The organism is Parviterribacter multiflagellatus, assembly GCF_056863265.1.
In genome coordinates this window covers 38,627-62,938 of the sequence record NZ_JBXPIZ010000009.1, presented here as the reverse complement: position 1 = coordinate 62,938, position 24,312 = coordinate 38,627, and the positions used below count along the sequence as shown (strand labels likewise).

Here is a 24,312-nt window from a genome sequence, read left to right as displayed (position 1 = left end):
CCGCTGCGATGCCTCCGGCGGGACCCCCTGAGCCCCCGACTCCGAGACTCATGGGGAACACCCCGACGCGGGACACCCCTGTCCCCGCCGACACTCGCCGCCGTGCTCCCGCTCCGCAACATCCTCACCCCCCTCGCCGCCGCCGCGCTCACGCTCGCCGTCGCCGCGCCGGCCGCGAGCGCCGACTCGATCGCGTACATCAAGGACGGCAACGTCTGGCTCACGACGCCCGACGGGGCGCGCCAGGTGCAGGTCACCCAGACCGGCGGCTACAGCGACGTCTCGCAGGCCGACGACGGCACGATGATCGGGCTGAACGGCATCCGGCTGCACAAGCTCGACCGCACCGGCAAGGTGCTCGCCGACTTCGACACGCCGGTCTCCGACAAGCGCCCGGCGCCGCAGAAGACGTTCTACGGGCCGTTCGACCCGGCGATCTCGCCCGACGGCACGCGCGTGGCGTACACGTACTACTACCTCACGCAGTCCCAGTCGGCGACGTGCTTCCCGCCGACCTGCGTGACGACGATCAACGAGGGCGGCACCGGCTACTCGCACACCGACAAGCAGACGGCGTGGCAGGAGCCCGGCTTCCGCAAGCACTCCGGCTGGCGCTTCCCGGCGTGGGTCGACAACACGACGCTGATGCTCGCCAACCCGACGCACGCGCCGAACTACGACGTCGTCCTCGACGTCCCCGAGGGCGACAAGGTCGGGATGGTCCGCACCTGGTTCAGCGACGAGATCGAGCGGAACCCGGGCGTCGGCGGCGGTGACGTCAGCCGCGACAAGACGAAGATCGCGATGCGCACCGGCGAGGGCGACAGCACGCTCACCGTCTACGCGACGAGCGGCCTGCCGACCGGCTGGAAGGACGGCCACCCGCTGAACGGCGAGCCGACCGTCTGCTACCGCTACGAGGGCGCCGACGGAGGGAAGTTCGGCATCCCGACCTTCTCCCCCGACGGGGGCCGGATCGCCTGGCACGACGGCGCCGGCATCAAGCTCGCGTCCGTCCCCGCGTTCCCCGGCGGCGGCTGCACCACCAGCGGCGCGTCCCCCACCCCGGGCCTGCTGATCCCCGGCGGCAGCGAGCCCGACTGGGGCCCGGCCGACGTCCCGGCGGGCGGCGGCGCGGCGGCCGGCGGTGGCGGCGGCACGAAGCTCGGCGCGCGCGTCACGGGCGCGACGCGCTCGGGCGGCGTCAAGGTGACCCTGCAGCTGCCCGCGGCCGGCAAGGTCTCCGGCGCGGCCACGCGCGACGGCGTCACCGTGGCGAAGCTGCGGTCGGCGAGCGTCAAGGCCGGCAAGCGCACGGTGACCCTGAAGTTCACCAAGAGCGGCCGCCGCGCGGCCAAGAAGGGCGCGCGGCTCGGCGTCCGCGTGACGTTCACCCCGGCCGGCGGCGCGGCGCAGACGACGCGCCTGACCGCGAAGGTCAAGCGCTAGACCGAGGCGCTCCACGGGGTCGTGGCCTGCAGGACGGCGGCATCCAGGGCCGCCGTCCGCAGCCCCGTGATCTGCTGGTACTCGGGGTCGGCGACCATCCGGCTGAACGCCTCGCGGCTCGGGTAGCGGACGAGCAGCACGGCGTCCCAGTCGTGCGCCTCGGGCGCGACGAGGATCGTGTCGCAGTCGCCGACATAGACGATCTCGCCGCCCACACGATCCAGGAACGGAACGATCCGTTCTGCGTACTCGGCGTACGACGCCACACCGCCGTCGCCGTACTTGAGGAGGTTGAGCATCACGACCGGGCCGCCCTTGTCCTCGGCCAGGTAGCGCTTGAGGTCCGCCCCACGCGGATCGACCGTTCCCATGGCGGCGCATCCTACGCTCGGCGGATGGCCCCACGCTCCGTCCTGATCACCGGTGCCTCGCGCGGCATCGGCGCCGCCGCAGCCCGTCTGTTCGCCGCCCAGGGCGACCGGGTCGCCGTCCACTACGGCAGCTCGCGCGAGCGGGCGGAGGCCGTGGCGGCGAGCCTCGACGGCGACGGGCACGTGGTCGTCGGCGCGCCGCTCGAGGACCCCGACGCGATCCGCCGCGCGGTCGACGAGGCGGCCGCGGCGCTGGGCGGCCGGATCGACGTGCTCGTCAACAACGCCGGGATCTTCGAGACGCACCCGATCGACGCGACGACGTACGAGGAGTGGCAGGAGGTCTTCGGCCGCACGATCGGCGTCAACCTCGTCGGCGCCGCGAACGCCACGTGGTGCGCGGTGCAGCACATGCCCGAGGGCGGGCGGATCGTGAACGTGTCGAGCCGCGGCGCGTTCCGCGGCGAGGCCGACCAGCCGGCGTACGGGGCGTCGAAGGCGGGGCTGATCGCGTTCGGCCAGTCGCTGGCCCGCGCGCTCGGGCCGCGCAAGATCGCCGTCACCGCCGTCGCGCCCGGCTTCACGGAGACGGAGATGGCCGCGCACCAGCTCGTCGGCGAGAAGGGCGAGCGCCGGAAGGCCGAGAGCCCGCTGAACCGCGTCGCGCAGCCGGAGGAGATCGCGCGCGCGATCGTCTTCCTCGCCTCGCCGGAGACGGAGTGGGCGTCCGGCTCGGTCCTCGACCTCAACGGGGCGTCGTACCTGCGCATGTGACACCCGCGGGCGACGCGGGCAGGAGCACCCCTCGGTGACCTCACGGTGGCGCAACCAGGCGAGCGTCGTGCTCGCGTGCCTGTGCGGCGTGCTGCTGGCCGTCGCGGGCGTGGCCGGCTACGTGCGCGGCCAGCTCGTGGACGAGCAGGCGTTCTCCGCGCGCGCGGCGTCGGCGCTCGACGACGAGCAGTTCCGCGCCGTGCTCGCGCAGCGGACGAGCGACGGCATCGTCGACGCGACGTCCGACGACCTGCTCGCGATCCGGCCGCTGCTCAACACCGCGGTGGAGGCGCTCGTCGGCAGCGACCCGTTCCGGGAGATCTTCGAGCTGGCCGTCGAGGACGTGCACGGGGTGCTGTTCAGCGGCCGCTCCAGCCTCATCCTCGACCTCGATCGCGGCACGGTGCTCCTGCTCGACGCGCTGCGCAGCGTGTCGCCGTACGTCGCCCGGCAGATCCCCGCGGACGTGCGCCCGCAGCTCACCGAGCTGAGCCCGGAGGGCGCCGAGCTGACCGCCGCGCGGCGGCTGAACGACCTGAGCCGGTGGGCGTGGGCGCTGGGCGGCGCGGCCGTTCTCGCGGGCCTCGGCGCGCTGATGCTCGCGCCCCATCCCCGGCGCGGCCTGGCCCGGCTCGGGGCGGCGGTGGCGGCCGCGGGCGCGGCGGTCGCCGCGCTCGTCTGGGGCGCCGGGCAGCTCGTCGCCACCCAGGCCGCGACGGCGGCCGACCTGGACGACGAGCGGGAGCGCGAGGCCGTCGCCGCGTTGTGGAGCGCGCTGTTCGGGGACCTGCAGACCGCCGCGCTGCTCGCCGCGTTCGCCGGGACGGCCCTGGCCGCGGTGGCGACGGGCGCGCTGGCGCCGGCGCAGCTCGAGGCGGGGCGGCGGTGGCTGACCGGCGCCGCGCGGGCGCGGTCGCGGGGCGCGCAGCTGGGGCGCGGCGCGCTGCTCGTGCTGATCGGCGCCGCGCTGCTGGCCGAGCCGGCCGCGGTGCTGCGCGTGGCGGTCGTGCTCGGCGGGATCGTGCTCGTGTTCCTCGGGGTCGCGGAGCTCGCGTCGGGGCTCGAGCGGCGGGCGGTCGAGCAGGCGCAGCAGCGGGGCCGGGGCGGCGGGCCGATCGTCGCGGCGGGCGCGGCGACCGCGTCGGCGCTGATCGCGGTGGCGGCCATCGCGCTGATCGCCGTCGCGATCCCCAGCCCGAAGGCCGAACGCGTCGCCGACCGCCGGCCCGCGACCGGCTGCAACGGCGCGCCGGAGCTGTGCGACCGCCGCCTGAGCGACGTCGCGTTCGCGGCCACGCACAACTCGTTCTCGGCCGCCGACCAGCCCGGCTGGCTGTTCGCCAACCAGGAGTACCCGATCGCCGAGCAGCTCGAGGACGGCATCCGCGGCCTGTACCTCGACATCCACTACGGCGTGCGCGACCCGTCGAACGGCCGCGTGCGGACCGACCTGGCGACGGAGGACCGCTCGCGCAACCGCGTCGCGCGCGAGCTGAGCCCGGAGGCCCTGCGGACGGCCGACCGGCTCGTCGGCCGCGCCGGGCTGGGGCGCGTCGCGGGGCCGCCGCAGCCGTACCTGTGCCACACGCTGTGCGAGCTGGGCGCCGAGTCGCTCGACAGCCAGCTCGCGGTGATCCGGCGGTTCATCGAGGAGCGGCCGAACGAGGTGCTCGTCCTCTACGTCGAGCCGTACGTCGACGTGCGCGACTTCGAGCGCGCGCTCGACCGCCAGCGGCTGCTCCCGCGCCTGGCCCGGCTCGACCGCGACAAGCCGCTCCCGACGCTGGGCGAGCTGCTGCGCGCGAAGACCCCGATCGTCGTGCTGACCGAGCGCGACGGCGGCACGCGCCCGTGGTACCTGCCCGCGTTCTCGTTCGCCCAGGACACGCCGCTCGGCGCGACGAAGGCGTCGCAGTTCTCGTGCGAGCGCAACCGCGGCGACCGCGACAGCCCGCTGCTGCTGGTCAACCACTGGATCGACACGTTCCCGCCCTCCCCCAGCCGCAACCGCCGCATCGGCGGCACCTTCCTCGAGCAGCGCCTCGCCCGCTGCGAGCGCGAGCGGCGGATGATGCCCAACCTGGTCGCGGTCGACTTCTACGAGCGCGCGGGCGTGGTCGAGGCGGTCCGGAAGCTCAACGCGCGCCGCTGAACCACCTCAAGCCGGCTGGAGGTGGCTCAAGCCGGCTTGACGTCGGAGATCAGGCCGGTTCCACGTTTTGGTTCACGCGGAAGAGGTTGGTCGGGTCGTAGCGGCGCTTCACCTCCTGCAGCCGCGCGTAGTTGTCGCCGTAGGAGGCCTGCACGCGGCCGGGGCCCTCGTCGTGCATGAGGAAGTTGACGTAGGCGCCGTCGCTGGCGTGCGGGTGGGTGGCCTCGTAGTAGCCCTGCGCCCACGCGCGGATCTCGTCGGCGCGGGCCGGGTCCGGGTCGACGCCGACGACGACCTGCGCCCAGCGGGCGTCGCGGCGGGCGAACGCGGTGGCGTCGGACGCCACGTCGCCGACGGCGCCGTCGATCGGGTACAGGTGCATCGTCGAGTGCATGGTCGGGAGGGCGGCGCCGTGCTTGACGTGCGCGGCGATCGCTGCAGGCGTCAGCTCCTTGACGAAGTCGGCCTTCCAGTACCACTGCATCCCGGGCTCGTACAGCGCGTCGAACGCGGAGTTCAGCGCGGGCATCGGCGCCGGCCCGATGCCGTCGAACGCGGGCGGCCCGAAGTTGCGCACGGGCGCGAGCGCCTGGTCCGCGTCGACCGCCGAGCCGCACCAGCACCAGACGACGCCGCAGACGGTCTGGCCGTGCAGGTGGGTGGGGAACGCCGGGTCGGGCGGCACGGAGAGGAACGCGAAGAAGCCGTTCAGCTCCCGCGGTGCCTCCTGCATGAACGTGTCGTAGAACCGCATCACCGCGGCCGCCTGGTCCATCCGCCAGAAGGTCGGGCCGGCGATCGTCACGTCGACCGGCGCCCCGCGGTACGTGAACGAGGTCACGACGCCGAAGTTCCCGCCGCCGCCGCGCAGCGCCCACAGCAGATCCGGGTGGTCGTCCTCGGTCGCGGTGACGAAGCGCCCGTCCGCGAGCACGACGTCGGCGCCGATGAGGTTGTCGACCGTCAGCCCGTACCGCCGCGCGAGGTGCCCGATGCCGCCGCCGAGCGTGAGCCCGCCGACGCCGGTCGTCGAGATGATCCCGCACGGGACGGTCAGCCCGAACGCGTGCGCGGCGTGGTCGACCTGCCCCCAGGTCGCGCCGCCGTCGGCGTGGATGATGCGGGTGCCGGGCTCGACGTGGACGCCGTGCATCGGTCGCAGGTCGATGCACAGCCCGCCGTCCGCGACCGCGAGGCCGCCGGCGTTGTGCCCGCCGCCGCGGATCGACACGAGCAGCCCGTGTCGGCGCGCGAGCCCGACCGCGGCGAGCACGTCTGCCACGTCCTCGCATTGCGCGATCAACCCCGGCCTGCGGTCGATCATGCCGTTGTACACGGCGCGCGCCTCGTCGTACTCCGGGTCGTCCGGCGCGATCAGCCTCCCCCCGAACCCGGCCAGCAGGTCGGTCTCGGTCAGGTTGGCGAGCGAGCCGGCGGTCGTCGCGACGGTGGTGGCCATCGGGACCTCCCTCTGTGGTGGCTGGCGCGAGCCTACGCCCGCGTGAGAACCGCGTCACCCCGATGTTGGGCGGGAACGTCAGGGCGCGCACCCGCGGGCCCCTTGCATCGCGCCGCGTGGCGCGGTTACGGTCGGCGCAGGAGGCCAGGGGGTGACCAGGCGACAGCGATCGATTGGAGCGATCGCCGTGAGCGGCGTGCTCGCGGTGTGCCCTGCCCCTGCCCTGGCGCAGGACGCGGCGGCCCCGAGCCCGGACGCGGCCCCGGCGCCCGAGGCGGCGCCGACGCCGGACGCGGCGCCCGTGACGCCGGACGCGGCGGAGACGCCGGTGCAGGGGACGGCCGACAGCCAGGAGCCCGCGGCGGGCGACGACGAGACCGCGAGCGCCGGGGCGGGCGCGCAGGCCGGCGAGTCCGACACGGCGGCGGCGCAGGACGAGGGGACCGGCGGCGCCGAGGCGCCGGACGGCGCGCAGGCCGCGCCCGCGACCTCCTCCTCCCCCCCGCCGAGCGGCGGCGGGACCACGGGCGCCCAGCAGACCGCCGCCGAGGCGGCCGCCGCGAAGGAGCGCGCCGCGCACCGCCGTCAGGCCGCCGCCCGCGCCCGCCGCGCGGCCCGCGAGCGCCGGGAGCGTGCGGAGCGGCGCGAGCGCGCCGACGACGCGGCAGCGGCCCAGCGCGTCGCCGCCACGCGCAACGCGAGCGCCGAGGCCGCCGCCGGCACGGACGTGATCTCCGAGCACGGCACGCTGCTGGTCGCGCTCATCCTGCTCAGCGGCGTCGCGGTCCTCGTCGCCGTCGGCGGCGAGCTCAGGCAGGAAGGGCGATGACCCGGCGGGCCGGCCTGCTCGCGGCGCTCGCGCTGCTGGCCGCCGGCCCCGCGCCCGCCCTCGCCGCGCCGCCCGAGATCGGGCTCGTCGTCCAGGGGCGGACGGGCGATGCCGGCTGGTACGTCAGCGAGGTCGTGCTGCGCTGGACGGTCACCGGCGACGTCACCTCAACCAGCGGGTGCGAGCCCGCGCAGCGCCTGGCCGCGGACACGGCCCGCGGCGTCCACACGTGCCGCGCGGAGAACGCCGACGGCGCGGCGGAGCGGACCGCGATCGTGAAGATCGACCGCACCGCGCCCACCGGCCTCGCCGCCGCCACGGCCCGCGCGCCGGACAGCGGCGGAGAGCTCGCGGGCGGCCTGGCGAGTGGCGGTCTCACCCCCGCAGCGGCGCCGACCGCGTGGTTCACCAAGCCCGTCGACGTCACCTGGCGCGGCACCGACGCGACCTCGGGCATCGCGAGCTGCACCGCGCTCACCTACGCCGGTCCCGACACGCCGGCCGCCCCGCTCACCGGCACGTGCCGCGACCAGGCCGGCAACACGAGCGCCGCGCTCGCCACCACGCTCGCCTACGACGCGACGCCCCCGACCGCCGCCCCGCCCACGCCCGACCGCCCGCCGACCCGCAGCGGCTGGTTCACGAAGCCGGTCACGCTCGCGTGGAGCGGCGCGGACGCTCCCGGCGGCTCCGGCGTCACGAGCTGCACGACGCTCACGTTCGCCGGCCCGGACGGCCCGGGCGCGCACCCGGCCGGCACCTGCACCGACGCCGCCGGCAACACCAGCGCGCCGACGCCCGCGACCGTCAACTACGACGCTACCGCGCCGACCCTCACGAACCTGGCCGCGCAGTCCCTCCGCCGCGGCCGCGCGCGGCTGAGCTGGCAGGTCGAAGGGGCCACGCGCGTCACGATCACCCGCAGGCCCGGTCGCCGCGGGCGCGCCAGCACCCGGATCTACCGCGGCCTGGCCAAGCACGCCGCGATCGACCGCGGCCTGCGCACCGGCCGCCGCTACACCTACAGCGCGACCGCGGCCGACCAGGCCGGCAACCTCACGACCAAGCGCATCCGCCTCGTCGGCGGCGCCGCGACGACCGCGCTGCTCGTCGCGCCGCGCCACGGCGCGCAGCTCACGAAGCCGCCGACGCTCCGCTGGCGCGCGGTCGCGAACGCCGACTACTACAACGTCCAGCTCTTCCGTGGCCGCACGAAGCTCCGCACGTCCTGGCCGAGCGCGACGCGGCTGCAGACGCCGCGCAACCTCCGGCCGGGGCTGTACCGCTGGTACGTGTGGCCGGGCTACGGCCGCCGCGCGGACGAGCGCTACGGCCGGCTGGCCCTCAAGGCCGCGTTCCGGATCCGGCGCGCGGCCGGGGCGGGCTAGGCCGCCGAGCGCAGCGCGACGTCCAGCTCGGCCTGCAGCCGGGCCAGCGCTTTGCCGCGGATGGCGCGCTCGAAGATGTCGAGCTCGAAGAGGTCGGCGCCGTCCTCGAGCTCCTCGCGCGTCCAGCGCTCGATCTCGCGGGCGCACTGCGGGGCGCGGGCGAGCACGTCCGCGACCGTCGCGCGGCCGTCGTGGCGCTCCCACTGCATCCCGGTTCCGTCCTTCTCGTCGACCGCGAAGCCGTCGACGCGCCAGTGGACGTCCCCGTCCCGGCGGCGGGTGAGCGCCAAGCGGTCGGACGAGCCGTCGGCGTGCTGGATCGTGATGGCCCGCTGAGCGGCGGACACGGTGGTGGCGATGATCAAAGACACGGTCGCCATGGGGATCGGTCGTCCCCGGAGACCCCTTGAGCAGGTTCCGACACGTGGCCAACCGCCCGTGTGCCCAGCGTCACAACGCGGACGCCAACGCCCCGCCAACGCCGCGCCAACGGGCCGATCGGAGGATGCCGAGCACCTCCTCCTCCCATGGACGGGCCGGGAGCCTCACAGGTGGCGACGGAGCGCCGCCTCATCCCGGAGCGACGGAGGCGGGGGCGCCGATCGGAAGCGGCGCCCCCGCCCCCTCCATGCGAGGACGGAGCGAACCACCCACCAGGCACCGCGCCACCGCGTTCCCCGGAGAGCACCACACGCACATGACCAGCAGCCCCCGGATCATCACCGCCGACGAGCTCGGGCTCCAGTTCCGCGACATCTTCGGCCCGCTCGGGCCCGCGCGGCACGTCACCGGCCACTTCAGCGCCGGCCCGCGCGCGGGCGACTGGCGCCAGGGCGCGAGCCTGGCGCGCCGCCTCCACGTCGAGCACCTCGACGCCGGCTGGGGCGGCTGCGGCTACCACTTCCTCCTGACCGACGACGGCAGCCTCCTCTGCCTCCGCCCCGCAGACCTGCAGGGCGCGCACGTCGGCGGCCACAACGCCGGCAACATCGGCGTCGTCTGCGGCGGCACGTCGGGGCACCGCCCCACGCGCGCGCAGCGGGAGACGTACGCCTGGCTCGTGGCCAACGCCCACACGGCTGCGCTCCCGGAGGAGCACCGTGTGGGCGAAGACCTCTCGCAGGGCGTCCTGCACGTCCACCACGCCTGGCACGGCCACTCGACCAACCCGTGCGCGGGCTGGTTCGAGCAGATGTTCCTCGCCGGGACCGAGCAGCCGGCCGCCGGGCAGGCGCTCGACCCGCCCGAGGCGCCCCGTGTGACGAGCGCCGGGTACCCGCCCGCGACCGAGTTCCGCGGGATCGTGGCAGATGGCTGCCACGTCTCGGTCCTGGAGGCGCACCGCGCCGCCGCGGCCCGAGATCGCGATGAACGCGCGGGTTTGGACGCCCGTGAGGACGTCCGTCCGCGCCCCCGTCGCCTCGCACTGGTCCATCAGCAGTCCTTTTGAGGTCCGACGGCCTTGCACGAAGCCCTGTTGGACGGTCAGGATGCGCGCGTGGACAGCAGCATCCCCGCGGAGGACCCCAGCAGCGCGCAGGCCGGAGTGGTCGATGCCCGCGCACGGGTCAACCTGTGCGGTCCGCTGTCCGTCGAGATCGGCGGACAGCGGGTCGAAGAGCACCTTCCGGGCCGCCAGGGCCGGCTCGTCTTCGCCTACCTGATCGTGAACCGCGGCCGGCCCGTCTCCCGGGACGAGCTGGTCGACCTGCTGTGGCCGCGCGACGCGCCGGCCTCCCCCGAGAGCTCGCTCCGCCCGCTCCTGACCCGCCTGCGGCGCGCGCTGGGCGAGGAGCGCCTGGTCGGGCGCGCGCAGCTCGCCGTGGAGCTGGGCGACGAGCCGTGGGTGGACGTCGAGGTCGCCGCCGCGGCCGCCGACCGCGCCGAGGGCGCGCTGGACGAGGGCCGTGCGGGCGACGCGCTGGCGATCGCCCAGGAGGCGCTGCAGATCGTCGAGCGCCCGTTCCTCCCCGAGGTCCTCGTCTCGTGGGCCGAGGAGAGCCGGCAGGAGCTGGCGACGCTCGAGCCGCCGCTGCTGGAGGTCGCGGGCCGCGCCGCGCTCGAGCTGGGCGCCGCGCACCGCGGCGAGGCCGAGCGGCTCGCGCGCCGGCTGGTCGAGAAGGAGCCGTTCCGCGAGTCCGGCCACGCGCTGCTGATGGAGGTCCTCGCGCGGTACGGGAACATCGCCGAGGCGCTGCTGGTCTACGACGGGCTGCGCGTGCGGCTGCGCGACGAGCTGGGGCTCTCCCCCGCGCCGGCGCTGGCCGCGCTCTACGACCGGCTCCTGCGCCAGGCCGACGGGCCCCCGGCCGGGCAGCCGGCGCAGGCCACCGCCGAGCCGCGCGTCCCCGCCGCCCGCGTCCAGCCCGAGCTGCCGCCCCGCCTGGCCGCAGCGGCCGCCGGCGGTGCGTTCGTCGGCCGCGCCGAGGCGCTCGCCCGACTGGAGCGCTCGTGGCAGCGGGCGCTCGAGGGCTCCGAGCAGCTCGCGTTCATCGCGGGCGAGCCGGGCGTCGGCAAGACGCGCCTGGTCTCCGAGCTGGCCGCGCGCGCCCACGCCTCCGGCGCCACCGTCCTCTACGGCCGGTGCGACGAGGAGGTCCTCATGCCGTACCAGCCGGTCGTGGAGGCGCTCCGCGGCGGCGTGCGTGAGGGCGTCGACCTCGGGCTGCCCGACGAGCTGGCCGTCGAGCTGGCACGGCTCATCCCCGAGCTGGGGCTCCCGACCGGCGCGGCCGGCGCGGGCCCGGCGGGCGCATCGGGCACCGACGCGCCGGGCGCGAGCGGCGACGGCGCGCGCGAGCCGCTGCTGGGCGAGCGCGACACGCAGCGCTACCGGCTGTTCGAGGCCGTGGCGACGGCCCTCGCGGCGCTGTCCGGCGAGCACGGCCTGCTCCTCGTCCTCGACGACCTCCACTGGGCGGATCGCACGACGCTCCTGCTCCTGCGCTTCCTGGCCCGCATCGACGGCCAGGGCCGCGTGCTGCTCGTCGCGACCTACCGCGACGACGAGGTCGGCGACGGGCATCCGCTCTCCGACCTGCTCGCGGACGTGCGCCGCGACCGCCGCTTCGACCGCATCCCGCTCCAGGGGCTGGACGAGCCCGAGACCGCAGCGCTCGTCGCGTCGAAGGTCCCGGCGGAGACGACGCCCGAGTTCGTCCGGCGGCTCGTCGCGCAGACGTCGGGCAACCCGTTCTTCATCGAGGAGACGCTCCGCGGCCTCGGCACGCGCGGCGAGCGCGACCGCCTCGAGGAGGACGAGCTGGTCGCGACCGGCGTCCCCGAGGGCGTCGGCGACGTGATCATCCGCCGGCTCGGGACGGTCGGCGAGGACGTGCGCGAGGTGCTCGGCGTCGCCGCGGTCGTCGGCCGCGAGTTCGACCTCGACGTGGTCGCCGCGGCGCTCGGCCGCTCGGAGGACGACGTGCTGAGCGCCGTCGAGGGCGCCATGGCTGCGCGGCTCGTCGTCGAGGCGCCCGCGCAGGTCGACCGCTTCACGTTCTGCCACGCGCTCGTGCGCCGGACGCTGTACGACCGCCAGGCCGCGAGCCGCCGCCTGCGCCGCCATCTGCGCGTCGGCGAGGCGCTGGAGCGGCCGGGCCGGATGCGCGCGCCGTCCGCCGCCGAGCTGGCCCGCCACTTCATGGAGGCGCGCCCGCTGGCCGGCATCGACCGGGCGTTGGAGCACGTCCTCGCCGCCGCCGACGAGGCCGCCGAGAAGCTCGCCTACGACGAGGCCGCGCAGCACCTGACGTGGGCGCTCGCGCTGCTCGACGAGGCGGAGTCGACCGACGACGCCAAGCGCGCCGAGACGCTGCTCGCGCTCGGCCGGGTCATGTGGCGCGCGGGCGATCCCGAGGCGCGCAAGCGCTACAGGGAGGCCGCGGAGATCGCGCGCCGCGCCAAGCTCCCCGAGCCGCTGGCCCGCGCCGTGCTCGGCATGACCGGCCGCTTCTACGAGGCCGGCGTGGCGGATCCGACGCTCATCGGGCTGCTCGAGGAGACGCTCCAGCTGCTCCCCGAGGAGGACTCGACCCTGCGCGCCCGCCTGCTCGCGCGGCTGTCGGACAGCCTCCACGTCGCGGTCGCCGAGCAGCGCCGCAACGAGACGAGCGCGGAGGCGGTCGCGATGGCGCGCCGGCTCGGCGACGAGGACACGCTCACGGTCGCGCTGCTCGCGCGGCACGGCGCGCTCCTGCACCCCGAGCACCTCGAGGAGCGACTCGAGATCGCGAGCGAGGAGCTGGAGCTGGCCCGCCGCCGCAGCCGCCCTGAGCTCGTCGCGCTCGGCCTGCACTGGCGCATCTTCGACCACCTCGAGGAGGGCGACGGCGCCGCCGCGCGGGCCGACGAGCTGGAGCTGCGCGAGGTCGCCGCCGACCTGCGCCAGCCGCTCTACCGCTACCTGGACCGATGCTGGCAGGGCGTCTGGGCGATGCTCGACGGCCGCCTGGACGACGCGGACGCGATCAGCGCCGACGCGTTCGCGATGGGCCGCCGCGCCGGCGCGCGCACCGCGGGCTCGACGCGGCTCGGCGCGCTGGTGACGATCCGCCGCGACCAGGGCCGGATGGGCGAGCTGGTCGACGAGGTGCGCGCCGTCGTGGCCGAGCACCCGGCGATCACGACCTGGCGCGGCCTGCTCCCGCTCGTGCTGGTGGAGGCGAGCGAGGAGCGCGCGGCCCGCGACGTCCTCGACGCGATGGAGGCAGACGGGTTCGAGCGGCTCCCGCGCGACCTGTTCTGGCTCACCACCGTCCTGGTGCTCGGCGAGGCGGCGGCCAGCGTCGGCAGCCAGTCCCAACGCCAGGCGATCTACGACCTGCTCCTCCCGTACGCGCACCGCTGCGTGCCGGCCAGCCTCGCCGCGTGCTGGGGCTCGGCCGACCGCGTCGTGGCGCGCCTCGCGCTCGCCCTCGGGCGGCCCGAGGAGGCGGAGGAGCGCATGCGCGCGGCCCTGGAGGCGAACGCGCGGCTCGGCGCCCGGGCGGCGGAGGTCCGCACCCGGCGCGACCTGGCCGACGTGCTCGCTGCGCGCGGCGACGAGCAGACGGCGACGCAGCTGCGGCTGGCGGCGCGCCGCGAGGCAGACGAGCTGGGACTCGCAGGGCTCACCACGTGACGATCGACACCACGACATCCGAGGCCGGCCTAGCCGGCCCGCCGCCGCCTGCGCCCGAACGGGCAACGGACGCCGGCCCCAACCGCCGCGCGTGGTGGGAGGAGCTCCCCGGCAACCTGCTCGGGGAGGCCCACGCCATCACGACGGTCAGCCAGATCCGCGCCGGCAGGCAGTGGCGCGTCCGGCTCTACTTCAAGATCGGCAAGCGCTTCCCGATCCTCGGGCGCAAGCTCCGCCGCCTCTCGTTCATCCACGCCGCGCGCTGGACGATCATCGAGAAGGCGCCGGGCACCGACCGCGAGCTCCACGCGCCGATGCTGCTCTTCGAGAGCAACTTCAACGGCGAGTGGTCGCAGTACATCGACGCGTTCGCCTACGTCATCCCCGACCGGATGGCGGGCGTCTGGTCGACGTCGTGGGGCTGGCCGAGCGCGCGCCCCGCGGGGCCGTTCAAGGCGTACATCCGCGACAACGAGCACGAGGCGGACCACTACTACGCGGCCTACCCCGAGCACACGGTCACGGAGATCACCGCGGCGCTCGAGCTGCAGCGCGCGTACGAGGCGTTCGCGGCGCGCGTGCCGTCCATGACGCCCGGCGAGTTCGACCTGGAGTGGCGGCGGTTCCTGACGAAGGTGCAGCCGTGGCTGTGAAGGACGACCGGCTCGAGGAGCTCGGCGCGTTCTGCGCCCTGACGCCGCTGCGCGACCCGGACGCGGCGCGACGGGAGCTGCGGTCGTGGGAGCGCGGGAAGGCGTCGCCGCTGGCCGCGCTGCCGCACGTCCACTTCGCCCGCTTCGTTGTGATGGAGCGGCCGCTGCGCCGCGCGGACGCCGACCAGCCGGCCGACGAGCTCGGCCCGCACCTGATGTTCAGCGCGTTCTTCGACGGGGCGACGCACCCGTTCCTCGTCGCGCTGAGCGAGGCGCTGCCCGACGCCGCGCACGCGGTGTGGCAGCACTGCGACGGCTACCCGGGCTCGCCCTACGACGACGGCCACGCGTTCCGCGCCTGGCTGGAGCGCCACCGCGTCCCCGCGACCGCGGTGTTCGGCGCGTACCCGGAGGCGACGCTCCCACAGGTGGAGGAGGCACTGGCCTTCCGCGAGCGCTTCCGCGCGCTCGCGTTCGGTCTGGACGACCAGCGGCGGATGCAGAAGGCGTTCGCCGAGTTCGACGCCCAGGAGGGGCAGTGACGACCGCAGCGCAGACCGCAGCACCGGCGACGCTCGAGCTCGCCGACATCCAGGGCGGCGTCCTGCGCGGCTACGGCTACGCGTTCGCCACGTACGCGATGGTGGCGAACGTCGACCGCGCCGGGCTCCACGTGCTCGCCGACGCCGTGACCACCGCCGAGCCGTGGCGGCGCGGCAAGCCCGAGATCGCCGTCAACGTCGGGCTGACGGCCCCCGGTCTGGAGGCGCTCGGTGTGCCGACCGACTCGTTCCCCCAGGAGCTGCGCGACGGCATGGCCGCGCGCGCGGCACGGCTGGGCGACACGGGCCACAACGACCCGCTCGGGTGGGACGAGGGCCTGCGCGGCGACGGCGCGGGGCAGCTGCTCGTGTGGGTCCAGGGCAAGCGGTCGGACGCGGTGCGGGCGAAGGTCGACGAGCTGCTGGAGGCGCTGCAGGGCGAGCGCGTCGTCTGGCGCCAGGACGCGGCGATGCTCCCCTACGGGCGCGAGCACTTCGGCTTCGCGGACGGCTTCGCGCAGCCGTCGGTGACCGGCGCCGGGCTCCCCAACCGCCCCGGCGAGGGCGTGCCGCGCTCGTTCGGGCGCTGGCGCAACCTGCGCGCGGGCGAGCTGGTGCTGGGCTACGAGGACGAGGATCACGTGCTCCCGCCCGCGCCGCTGGAGCCGCTGCACCGCAACGCGACGTTCATGGTGCTGCGCAAGCTCCACCAGGACGTGGCGCTGTGGCGCACGTGGCTGCGCGACGCGGCGGCCGACTGGGCCGGCGGCGACGAGCGGTGGCTGGCCGCGAAGGTGTGCGGGCGGTGGGACGACGGCACCGCGGTGTCGATCGAGCCGCGCCGGCCGCAGCAGCGCTCCGTCACGACGCTGTGGGACGGCAACGACTTCCGCTACGGCGACGACGCGCGCGGGCTCGCGTGCCCGGTCGGCGCGCACATCCGGCGCACGAACCCACGCGAGGGCCTCTCGGGCGGGAGCGCGCGGACGCGGCGCCACCGCATCGTCCGGCGCGGGATGCCGTACGGGCCGCCGCTGGCGGGCGACACCGACGACGGGCAGGAGCGCGGGCTGCTCTTCGCGTGCTTCAACGCGTCGATCGCGCGGCAGTTCGAGACCGTCCAGCGGTGGACGGTCGACGGCAACGTCTTCGGGCTCGGCCCGTCCAACCGCGACTTCCTCACCGGCTGCGGCGACGGCACGCAGGGGTTCACGATCCCCGGCTCCCCGCCGGCCCACATCCCCGGGCCGGGGCGGCCGTTCGTCACCGTGCGCGGCGGCGAGTACCTCTACGTCCCGTCGGTGAGCGGCCTGCACGCGATCGCCGACGGCGCGGTGGGCTGAGGCGATGGCCGGCAACCGCAAGCTCGGCGAGCTGCTCGTCAAGCACCAGCCCACGATCCTGCGCCGCGGCGAGCTCGTCTGGCGCGTCCTGCGCGCGCGCAAGCCCGTGCTCCGCCTCGGCCGGATGGTGCTGCTGACGCGGCACGAGGACGTGCGGCGCGTGCTCGAGGCCGATGGGACGTTCTCGGTCACGTACGGCGAGCACATGGAGGAGGTCACCGGGCCGTTCATCCTCGGGATGGACGACGGGCCGCGCTACCAGCGGGAGGCCGGCGCGCTGCACGCCGCCGCGCCGCACTCCGACCTGCCGTTCGTCGCGGATCTCACCCGCGAGCGCGCCGTGCGGTACCTCGGCTCGGCCAACGGGTCGCTCGACGCCGTGCAGCTGGCCGACGAGGTGACCGGCGAGGGCGTCGACCGCTACTTCGGCCTGCCGGGGTGCGCGACACCGGAGGCGCTGTCGGGCGGGCGCGACGTGTTCCGCGCGGTCTTCCTCGACGGCGACGTGCCCGAGGTGATGGAGGCCGGCAAGCGCGAGGCCGGCAAGCTCACGGCGGACATGCGGCGGGCGATGGACGAGATCCGCTCGCACGGCGGGCGCGAGGAGACGGTGCTGGGCCGGCTGCTCGCCGCGCAGGGCACGGACGCGCCGCAGCTCGACGACGAGGGCATCCCGCGCTCGCTGCTCGGGCTGCAGGCCGCGTGGGCGGCGTCGGTGCCGCGGGCGTTCTCGCTCGCGCTGGACGTGGTGCTCGACCGGCCACCGGAGCTGGAGCGGCTCGCCGCGCTGGCGCGGTCGGGCGACGAGCGCGCGGTCGGCTGGTTCCTCGTGGACGCGCTCCGGCTCCAGCCGCAGGCGCCGTTCCTCACCCGGCTCGCCCGCGACGGCTTCGTGATCGCGCCGGGCGCCGCGCGCGAGACGCGGATCAAGCAGGGCGACGTCGTGTTCGCGGTGACGCAGGCCGGGCAGCTCGACCGGACGGTGATCGACTCGCCGCGGGCGCTGAAGCCCGACCGCCCGGTGACCGACATCCTCCACTTCGGCGCGGGCATCCACCGCTGCTTCGGCGCGGCGATCAGCGTCACGCAGTTCGGGGTGCTGGGCACCGAGCTGCTGCGCGACGGGATGATCGAGCGCACCGGCCCGCTGGCGTGGAGCGGGGCGTTCCCCGCGACGCTGCCGATCCGCCGGATCTAGAGCCGCGCCTCCGCCAGGCGGCGGATCGCGTCGAGGGTGCCCGCGAACTCCTTCTCGGGGGCCTCGTCGTGCACCGTCGTCAGGTGGAGGGTCAGCAGCGAGCCGTCGCCGTCGGGCTCGACGTGCATCCAGCCGGAGTAGTCGCTGCCGTCGCTCCCCCACGAGATGCGGCGGTCGTCCTGGTCGGTCTTCAGCCAGGCGTCGCCGTGCTGGGTGTGGCCGTCGTAGCGGGCCTCGACCGCGACGTGGTCGTCGCCGCGCGGCTCCGCGGTGCGGACCTGCGGGACGTACTCGGGCAGGTTGGACGGGTCGGCGAGCGCGGCGAAGAGCTGGTCCGGCGGCGCTGCCACGTGTGCGGCGTGCTCGTGCTCCATGGGCCTGCACTACCCGTTTGGAACACTGGCGCGCGTGACTCGCCCCTTCACGCAGGTCGACGTCTTCACGGACGTGGCGTACCGCGGCAACGCGCTGGCCGTCGTGCACGACGCCGACGGCCTCTCCACCGAGGAGATGGCGGCGTTCGCGCGCTGGACGAACCTGTCCGAGACGACCTTCCTCCTTCCTCCCACGACCGCCGACGCGGACTACCGCGTGCGCATCTTCACGCCCACGGCGGAGCTGCCGTTCGCCGGGCACCCGACGCTCGGGACGTGCCATGCGTGGCTGGAGCGGGGCGGCGCGCCGCGCTCGCCCTCCGTCGTGCGCCAGGAGTGCGGGGCCGGCATCATCCCGATCCGCACCTCCCCCCGGCTGGCCTTCGCCGCCCCGCCGCTGGTGCGGTCCGGTCCGCTCGCCGACGGACTCGTCGAGGAGATCGCCGAGGCGTTGGGCGTTCCCACCGACTCGATCGTCGACGCGGCGTGGACGGACAACGGCCCCGGCTGGGCGACCGTCCTGCTCTCCTCCGCCGACGACGTGCTCGCCCTGGAACCCTCCTTCCTGGACCAGGACATCGGCGTCGTCGGCCCGCACCCCTCCGGCGCCCCGTTCGCATGGGAGATCCGCGCGTTCTTCCCGGTCAACGGCGCGCTGGTCGAGGACCCGGTCACGGGCTCGCTCAACGCCGGCGTGGCGCAGTGGCTGCTGGAGACCGGCCGCGCGACCGCGCCGTACGTCGCGCGCCAGGGAACCGCGATCGCGCGCGACGGCCGCGTGTTCGTGTCGCAGGACGGCGACGGGACGATCTGGGTCGGCGGCGGCGTGGTGACCTCGGTGTCCGGCACGGTGGAGCTGTAGCCCGGCCTTGGCTGCTCCCGCACGCAACCTCGTCAACCTCAAGGACGTCGCGAAGGGCTACGGCTCGCGCTCGGTGCTGCGCGGGGTGACGCTCGGCGTCGCCGCGGGCGACCGGATCGGCGTCGTGGGGCGCAACGGCGACGGCAAGTCGACGCTGATGAAGCTCATCGCCGGCGTCGAGGACCCGGACGCCGGCGCGGTCACCCGCCTCTCGTCGCTCCACCTCGACCTCCTGGGCCAGCGCGACGAGCTCGACCCGCAGGCGACCATCCGCGCCGAGCTGGTCGGTGGCCGCGCGGACCACGAGTGGCAGGCGGACGCGCGCTTCCGCTCCGTGCTCGACGGGCTGCTTGGCGGGGTCGCGCTGGCGCGGTTCCCCAACGGGCTCGACACGGTGATCGGGCCGCTGTCGGGCGGCGAGCGGCGGCGGATCGCGCTCGCGAAGCTCCTCCTCGACTCGCCCGAGCTGCTGCTCCTCGACGAGCCCACGAACCACCTCGACGTCGAGGGCGTCGACTGGCTCGCTCGTCACCTCGCGGGGCGGCGGGGCGCGATGGTGGTGATCACCCATGACCGCTGGTTCCTCGACGCGGTGTGCACGCACACGTGGGAGGTCGTCGACGGCGACGTCCACCAGTACGAGGGCGGGTACGCGGCGTACGTGCTCGCCCGGGCCGAGCGGGCGCGGCAGGCAGCGGCCTCCGAGGAGCGCCGGCAGCAGCTGATCCGCAAGGAGCTGGCGTGGCTGCGGCGCGGGCCGCCGGCGCGGACGTCGAAGCCGAAGTTCCGCATCGAGGCGGCGAACGCGCTGATCGCCGACGAGCCCGAGGCGCGCGACACGGTGGAGCTGCTGCGGTTCGCGTCCGCGCGGCTCGGCAACACCGTGCTGGAAGCCGAGGGCGTGTCGGTGGAGTACGGCCCGAGAGCAGTCCTCAGCTCAGTGACGTGGCGGCTCGGTCCGGGCGATCGGGTCGCGCTCGTGGGCGTCAACGGAAGCGGCAAGACCACACTCATCAACCTGCTTTCCGGCGTGCTCTCTCCCTCGTCCGGTCGCGTCGTCCGCGGCCAGACCGTGAAGCTCGCCCACCTCTCCCAGGAGGCAGGAGAGCTCCCCGGCGACAAGCGCGTGCTCGAGTCCTTGGAGGAGGTGCGCGGGCGCATCCAGATCAGCGACGGCCGCGAGCTCACCGCGGGCCAGCTCGCGGAGCGGTTCGGGTTCCGCGGCGACAAGGGCCGCACGCTCGTCCGTGACCTCTCCGGCGGCGAGCGCCGCCGGCTCCAGCTCATGCGCCTCCTGATGGGCGAGCCGAACGTGCTCCTCCTCGACGAGCCCACCAACGACCTCGACATCGACACGCTCACCGCGCTCGAGGACCTCCTGGACTCCTGGCCCGGGACGCTCGTGGTCGTCTCCCACGACCGCTACTTCGTCGAGCGCGTCTGCGACAACGTCTACGCGCTCTCCCCCGACGGCACGGTCCGCCACCTCCCGGGCGGCATCGACCAGTACCTCGCCGAGCGCGCCCCGGCGCCCACCGCCCCCTCCTCCCCCAAGCGCGCCCCCGGCGCCGGCGGCGCCGCGCGCGAGGCCCGGAAGGAGGCCGCGCGCCTCGAGCGCGCGCTCGAGAAGCTCGACGAGCGCGAGACCGCGCTCCACGAAGCCATGGCGGAGGCCGCGACCGACGCCGCCCGCCTGCGCGAGCTCACCGCGCAGCTCGCCGACCTCCGCCGCGAGCGCGAGACCACGGAAGAGGCGTGGCTGGAGGCGGCGGAGGGGGCGAGCTGAAGGCGATCGACGGATATGTCCCGCTATGCGAGACAAATCCGTCGATCGAGAAATCAGAGCGACGGCGACGCGGCAAGGAGGCGTCATCGCCGCCCGACAGCTCGCGGCGTTGGGGGTGGACCGGCGTGGCGTGTCGCGCGCAGTCGCCGCCGGCCGTTTGCGCGCCCTCCACCACGGCGTCTACGTCGTCGGCCACGACCACCTCGGCGCGTGGGGCCGGTACTGGGGAGCGGTGCTCGCATGCGGCGACGACGCCGTGCTCTCCCACCGCCCCGCCGGCGCGGCGTGGAAGCTCCTCCCCGTCGGGGCGGGGAAGATCGACGTGAGCGTCCGCGGCGCCGGCGGCCGCAGCCGCCCGGGCCTGCGCATCCACCGGCGGCCGAGCCTCTGGCCCGACCACGTCACCACGCACCACGGGCTGCCGATCGCGACGCCCGAGCGGACCCTCCTCGACCTCGCCGCCACCACGAGCCCGCGCACCCTGCGCGAGGCGCTCCGGCAGGCGGAGCAGCACCGGCTCGTCGACCACGCCACCCTCGCCGCCCTGGCCACCTCCCGGCTGCCGGGGGCGCCCGTGCTGCGCGAGGCGATCGCGCTTCCCACCACGGAGTCCCCGCTGGAAGACGACGTGCTGGCCTTCTGCGACCGGCACGGGCTCCCGCGCCCGCGGACGCAGGTGCCGATCGGCCGCTACCGCGCGGACTTCCTCTGGCCGGAGGCGAGGCTCATCCTCGAGGCCGACGGCCGCCAGGCCCACCGCGACCGCTTCGAGGAGGACCGGGAGCGCGACATCGCGCTGGCGGCGGAGGGCTACATGACCTTGCGGGTCACGCGGCGAGGGCTGACGAGGACGACCGCCGACCGGATTCGCGCCGTGCTGAGTGAGCGCTTACCATGACGGGCATGTGCCGCAACATCCGCCCCCTCCACAACTTCGCGCCCCCGGCCACCGACGACGAGGTGCACGCGGCGGCGCTGCAGTACGTCCGCAAGATCAGCGGCTCCACGAAGCCTTCGAAGGTCAACGAGGAAGCCTTCAACGCCGCGGTCGACGCCGTGGCGGCGGCGTCGCGGGAGCTGCTGGGCAGGCTGGTGACGACCGCGCCGCCGAAGGACCGCGAGGTCGAGGCCGCCAAGGCCCGCGCCCGCGCGGCCAAGCGCTACGGGCGCGGGATGGAAGCCCCGGCGAACGCCGCTTAGGCGACCGCCGGCACGCGGCCTCGGATCAGGTCCGAGGCCTTCTCGGCGATCATGATCGTCGGCGCGTTCGTGTTGCCGCCCGGGATGATCGGCATCACCGACGCGTCGACGACGCGCAGCCCCTCCAGGCCGCGCACGCGCAGCTCGGGATCCACCACGGCCTCGTCGTCGACGCCCATCCGGCACGTCCCGACCGGGTGGTAGATCAGCATCAGCCGGCGGCGGATGTCGTCCTCCAGCGCCGCGCGCGTGTCGACCTGCGGGCCGGGCCGAAGCTCCCGCGCGACGACCTCCCGCAGCGGGCCCGTCGCCGCGATCTCGCGGGCCATCTCCATCCCGTCCGCCAGCGAGCGCAGGTCGTCGTCCACGCCGAGCGCGTTCGTGATGATGCGCGGCTTGTCGGACGGGTCGGACGAGCGCAGCCACACGCGCCCGCGCGCCTGCGGCGAGACGAGCACCGGCGCGATCACCATCGCGTCGCCGTCGAACGTCTCGAACCCGTGGTCGTCGTAGTACGCCGCGCCGCAGTGGAACTGCACGTCCGCCGCCGGCAGACCGCCGCGCGTGCGCACGAACGCGCACACCTCCGCGACCGTCGACGTCAGCTTGCCGGTCCGCCGCAGGACCCACTCGGCCATGGACCGGGGCGAGTCGGCCTTGTAGAGCGTGTCGACCCCGCGCGTCTCCCAGATCGCGGTGACGAACGGGTGGTCCTGGAGGTTCTCCCCCACGCCGGCGAGCTCGTGCCGCACGTCGACGCCGACGGCGCGCAGGTCGTCCGGCCGCCCGATGCCCGACAGCTGGAGCAGCTGCGGCGACGCGATCGCGCCCGCGGCGAGGATCACCTCCCGCTCCGCGCGGACGACCTCCGACGAGCGCCCGCGCCGGTACCGCACACCCACCGCGCGCGTGCCCTCCAGCTCGACGCCGGTGACGAGCGCGCCGGTGACGACGCGGAGGTTCGGCCGCTTCAGCGCCGGCCGCAGGAACGCGTCCGCCGCGCTCCACCGCCGCCCGTCCTTCTGCGTCACCTGGAACATCGAGACCCCGTCCTGCTCGGGCCCGTTGTAGTCGGGCACGTGGGGAACGCCGGCGGCCTCGAACCCCGCGATCAGGCGCTTGCCCAGCAGCCGCGGCGACCGCTGCTCCTCGACCCGCAGCTCGCCGCCGGCCCCGTGGAACTCGGAGGAGCCGCGCACGTTGTCCTCGCTGCGCAGGAAGTACGGGAGGACGTCCTTCCAGCTCCAGCCGGCGGCGCCGCCCTCCTCCCACAGGTCGTAGTCGAGCGGCCGCCCGCGCACGTAGAGCATCGCGTTCATCGAGCTCGACCCGCCCAGCGACCGGCCGCGCGGGATGTAGAGCGAGCGCCCGTCCACGTGCGGCTCAGGCTCGGTGTTGTGGTCCCAGTCGAGCTTCGTGCGGAACTGGTTGGCGAACGCGGCCGGGATCTTGATGTTCGGGCTGCGGTCCTTCCCGCCGGCCTCGATCAGCGTGACCCGCACCCCGGGGTCCTCGGTCAGCCGCGCAGCGAGAACGCACCCCGCCGAGCCGGCCCCGACGATGACGTAGTCGGTCCTCTCCTCCATGCGGCGACAGACTAGGGGTCGCCGACCATCCCTGGCCGCCCGGCCAACAGCCCGCACGCCAGGAGCCCGAAGGCGACGACGATGAGGAGCACGAGCGCCGCGTCCCAGCCGCCCGTCGCGTCGTGCAGCGCGCCGATGACGAACGGCGTCGGCGCCGCGGCGATGTAGCCGACGCCCTGGGTCATGCTCGACAGCGCGGCGGCGTGCGCGTCGTCCGGCGCGCGCAGCACCACGAGCGCGAGGGCGTACGAGATCCCGACGCCCTGCCCGATGCCGACGCACACCATCCACACCGGCGTGAGCGTGTCCGGCGCGAAGATGAGCCCGAGCAGCCCGGGCACCCACGTCGCCGACGCGGCCACCGCCAGCAGCGCGGCGTGGCGCGTGGCGAGCACGGGCGCGGCGAGCGAGGCGGGGATCGCGCACAGCGTCGCGACCGACACCATCGCGCCCGCGTGCCCCTCGGACAGGCCGGCGTCGTGGAGGATCTCCGGCGTCCACGCCAGGAACGCGTAGAAGAGGCACGACTGGAGCGCGAACGTCGCGGTCACCAGCCACGCCACGCGGTCGCGCCGCAGCCGGCCCGCGCGCGGCGCCGCGATCCGCGACGGGCGCCCCGCCTCCGCAGCGAACGGCGCCCACACCACGATCGTCACCGCCGCCACGAGGCCCCACGCGCCGATCGCCCACCGCCAGTCGCCGAGGGCCCCTTCGAGCGGCACGGTGAGCCCGGTGGCGAGCGCGGCCGCGACCGAGAAGCCCGCCGTGAAGACGCCCATCATCACGCCGGGCTCGGCGAACCGCCGCTTGATGACGCTCGGCATCAGGACGTTGGCGACCGCGATCGCGAGCCCGAGCACGAGCGTCCCGAGGAACACCGGCGCCACCTCCGGCGCGAGGCGCAGCGCGGTGCCGGACGCGATCACCAGGAGCAGCGCGAGCAGGAGCCGCTCCTCCCCCAGCCGCCGCGCCAGCACCGGCGCGAGCGGCGCCGCGAGGCCGAAGCACAGCACCGGCAGCGTCGTGAGCAGCCCGGCGGTGGCGCCGGACAGGCCGAGCGTGCCGCGGATGTCGTCCAGCACGGGCGACACCGCCGCGATGGGCAGGCGCAGGTTGAGCGTCACGAGCAGCAGCGCCGCACCGAGCAGCACCGCACCCCGCACGCGCGGGACAGTCGCGGCGGACACGTCGAGACACGGTATCCCCGCCTCCGGCCCTCGCCGC

21 protein-coding genes are annotated in these 24,312 nt (G+C 75.3%); 15 read left to right on the top strand and 6 right to left on the bottom strand.

The genetic code is table 11. The annotated features are described in order from the left end of the window. Nucleotides 1-102: 102 nt before the first annotated feature. Entirely contained in the window at nt 103-1,449 is a 1,347-nt protein-coding gene (locus tag AC1UE5_RS19245; protein ID WP_482926527.1) for a hypothetical protein, read from the top strand. Here the strand turns inward: AC1UE5_RS19245 and AC1UE5_RS19240 are convergent. Beyond that, on the bottom strand, nt 1,446-1,820 hold the full coding sequence (locus AC1UE5_RS19240; protein WP_482926525.1) for a DUF1330 domain-containing protein: 375 nt from the start codon (nt 1,818-1,820) through the stop codon (nt 1,446-1,448). The genes AC1UE5_RS19245 and AC1UE5_RS19240 overlap by 4 nt on opposite strands. Nucleotides 1,821-1,844: 24 nt before the next feature. Here AC1UE5_RS19240 and AC1UE5_RS19235 point away from each other — a divergent pair, with 24 nt between their 5' ends. Beyond that, nucleotides 1,845-2,594 (top strand): SDR family NAD(P)-dependent oxidoreductase, encoded by a 750-nt coding sequence (locus AC1UE5_RS19235; RefSeq protein ID WP_482926523.1) that lies wholly within the window; start codon nt 1,845-1,847, stop codon nt 2,592-2,594. A 34-nt stretch (nt 2,595-2,628) separates the two neighbouring features. Then, complete coding sequence (locus AC1UE5_RS19230) at nt 2,629-4,746, top strand: phosphoinositide-specific phospholipase C-related protein (RefSeq protein ID WP_482926521.1); 2,118 nt, start codon at nt 2,629-2,631, stop codon at nt 4,744-4,746. Nucleotides 4,747-4,795: 49 nt separating this feature from the next. Here the strand turns inward: AC1UE5_RS19230 and AC1UE5_RS19225 are convergent, their stop codons facing one another. Further along, entirely contained in the window at nt 4,796-6,205 is a 1,410-nt protein-coding gene (locus tag AC1UE5_RS19225) for an FAD-binding oxidoreductase (protein WP_482926519.1), read from the bottom strand. Nucleotides 6,206-6,392: 187 nt separating this feature from the next. Here AC1UE5_RS19225 and AC1UE5_RS19220 point away from each other — a divergent pair, with 187 nt between their 5' ends. Continuing rightward, nucleotides 6,393-7,034, top strand: a complete 642-nt coding sequence (locus AC1UE5_RS19220; protein WP_482926517.1) for a hypothetical protein — start codon at nt 6,393-6,395, stop codon at nt 7,032-7,034. Beyond that, on the top strand, nt 7,031-8,422 hold the full coding sequence (locus AC1UE5_RS19215) for a hypothetical protein (RefSeq protein ID WP_482926515.1): 1,392 nt from the start codon (nt 7,031-7,033) through the stop codon (nt 8,420-8,422). The genes AC1UE5_RS19220 and AC1UE5_RS19215 overlap by 4 nt, the downstream gene beginning before the upstream one ends. On the opposite strand, the gene AC1UE5_RS19210 is transcribed toward AC1UE5_RS19215, so the two are convergent. Next, nucleotides 8,419-8,802, bottom strand: a complete 384-nt coding sequence (locus tag AC1UE5_RS19210) for a hypothetical protein (RefSeq protein ID WP_482926513.1) — start codon at nt 8,800-8,802, stop codon at nt 8,419-8,421. The genes AC1UE5_RS19215 and AC1UE5_RS19210 overlap by 4 nt on opposite strands. Nucleotides 8,803-9,119: 317 nt before the next feature. Here AC1UE5_RS19210 and AC1UE5_RS19205 point away from each other — a divergent pair, with 317 nt between their 5' ends. From AC1UE5_RS19205 to AC1UE5_RS19180, 6 genes are read left to right on the top strand one after another with little or no spacing between them, the layout of a single operon-like run. Continuing rightward, on the top strand, nt 9,120-9,872 hold the full coding sequence (locus AC1UE5_RS19205; protein ID WP_482926511.1) for a peptidoglycan recognition protein family protein: 753 nt from the start codon (nt 9,120-9,122) through the stop codon (nt 9,870-9,872). 48 nt (nt 9,873-9,920) lie between these two features. Continuing rightward, nucleotides 9,921-13,544: an ATP-binding protein gene (locus tag AC1UE5_RS19200; protein ID WP_482926509.1), complete on the top strand. Its 3,624-nt coding sequence runs from the start codon at nt 9,921-9,923 to the stop codon at nt 13,542-13,544. After that, nucleotides 13,541-14,197 (top strand): hypothetical protein, encoded by a 657-nt coding sequence (locus AC1UE5_RS19195; RefSeq protein ID WP_482926507.1) that lies wholly within the window; start codon nt 13,541-13,543, stop codon nt 14,195-14,197. The genes AC1UE5_RS19200 and AC1UE5_RS19195 overlap by 4 nt, the downstream gene beginning before the upstream one ends. Continuing rightward, nucleotides 14,188-14,739 carry a hypothetical protein gene (locus AC1UE5_RS19190; protein WP_482926505.1) on the top strand — a complete coding sequence of 184 codons (552 nt, stop codon included), beginning with the start codon at nt 14,188-14,190 and terminating at the stop codon, nt 14,737-14,739. The genes AC1UE5_RS19195 and AC1UE5_RS19190 overlap by 10 nt, the downstream gene beginning before the upstream one ends. After that, nucleotides 14,736-16,082, top strand: a complete 1,347-nt coding sequence (locus tag AC1UE5_RS19185) for a Dyp-type peroxidase (RefSeq protein WP_482926503.1) — start codon at nt 14,736-14,738, stop codon at nt 16,080-16,082. The genes AC1UE5_RS19190 and AC1UE5_RS19185 overlap by 4 nt, the downstream gene beginning before the upstream one ends. Before the next feature lie 4 nt (nt 16,083-16,086). Then, nucleotides 16,087-17,280: a cytochrome P450 family protein gene (locus AC1UE5_RS19180; RefSeq protein ID WP_482926501.1), complete on the top strand. Its 1,194-nt coding sequence runs from the start codon at nt 16,087-16,089 to the stop codon at nt 17,278-17,280. On the opposite strand, the gene AC1UE5_RS19175 is transcribed toward AC1UE5_RS19180, so the two are convergent. Next, on the bottom strand, nt 17,277-17,654 hold the full coding sequence (locus tag AC1UE5_RS19175; protein WP_482926499.1) for an SRPBCC family protein: 378 nt from the start codon (nt 17,652-17,654) through the stop codon (nt 17,277-17,279). The genes AC1UE5_RS19180 and AC1UE5_RS19175 overlap by 4 nt on opposite strands. Before the next feature lie 34 nt (nt 17,655-17,688). Between AC1UE5_RS19175 and AC1UE5_RS19170 the strand changes: the two genes are divergently transcribed. Genes AC1UE5_RS19170 through AC1UE5_RS19155 form a run of 4 tightly spaced genes read left to right on the top strand, consistent with a single transcriptional unit; the run spans nt 17,689 to nt 21,502 of the window. After that, nucleotides 17,689-18,516, top strand: a complete 828-nt coding sequence (locus AC1UE5_RS19170) for a PhzF family phenazine biosynthesis protein (protein WP_482926497.1) — start codon at nt 17,689-17,691, stop codon at nt 18,514-18,516. A gap of 7 nt (nt 18,517-18,523) precedes the next feature. After that, nucleotides 18,524-20,302 (top strand): ABC-F family ATP-binding cassette domain-containing protein, encoded by a 1,779-nt coding sequence (locus AC1UE5_RS19165; protein WP_482926495.1) that lies wholly within the window; start codon nt 18,524-18,526, stop codon nt 20,300-20,302. Nucleotides 20,303-20,327: 25 nt separating this feature from the next. Further along, nucleotides 20,328-21,200: a DUF559 domain-containing protein gene (locus tag AC1UE5_RS19160; RefSeq protein ID WP_482926493.1), complete on the top strand. Its 873-nt coding sequence runs from the start codon at nt 20,328-20,330 to the stop codon at nt 21,198-21,200. A gap of 5 nt (nt 21,201-21,205) precedes the next feature. Continuing rightward, nucleotides 21,206-21,502, top strand: coding sequence for a DUF2277 domain-containing protein (locus AC1UE5_RS19155; protein WP_482926491.1), 297 nt, complete (start codon nt 21,206-21,208; stop codon nt 21,500-21,502). Here the strand turns inward: AC1UE5_RS19155 and AC1UE5_RS19150 are convergent. Together AC1UE5_RS19150 and AC1UE5_RS19145 are read right to left on the bottom strand one after the other, a co-directional pair. After that, entirely contained in the window at nt 21,499-23,088 is a 1,590-nt protein-coding gene (locus AC1UE5_RS19150) for a GMC family oxidoreductase (protein WP_482926489.1), read from the bottom strand. The two genes, AC1UE5_RS19155 and AC1UE5_RS19150, sit on opposite strands and share 4 nt — an antisense overlap. A gap of 11 nt (nt 23,089-23,099) precedes the next feature. Beyond that, nucleotides 23,100-24,275 carry a CynX/NimT family MFS transporter gene (locus tag AC1UE5_RS19145; RefSeq protein ID WP_482926487.1) on the bottom strand — a complete coding sequence of 392 codons (1,176 nt, stop codon included), beginning with the start codon at nt 24,273-24,275 and terminating at the stop codon, nt 23,100-23,102. Between the last annotated feature and the right edge of the window lie 37 nt (nt 24,276-24,312).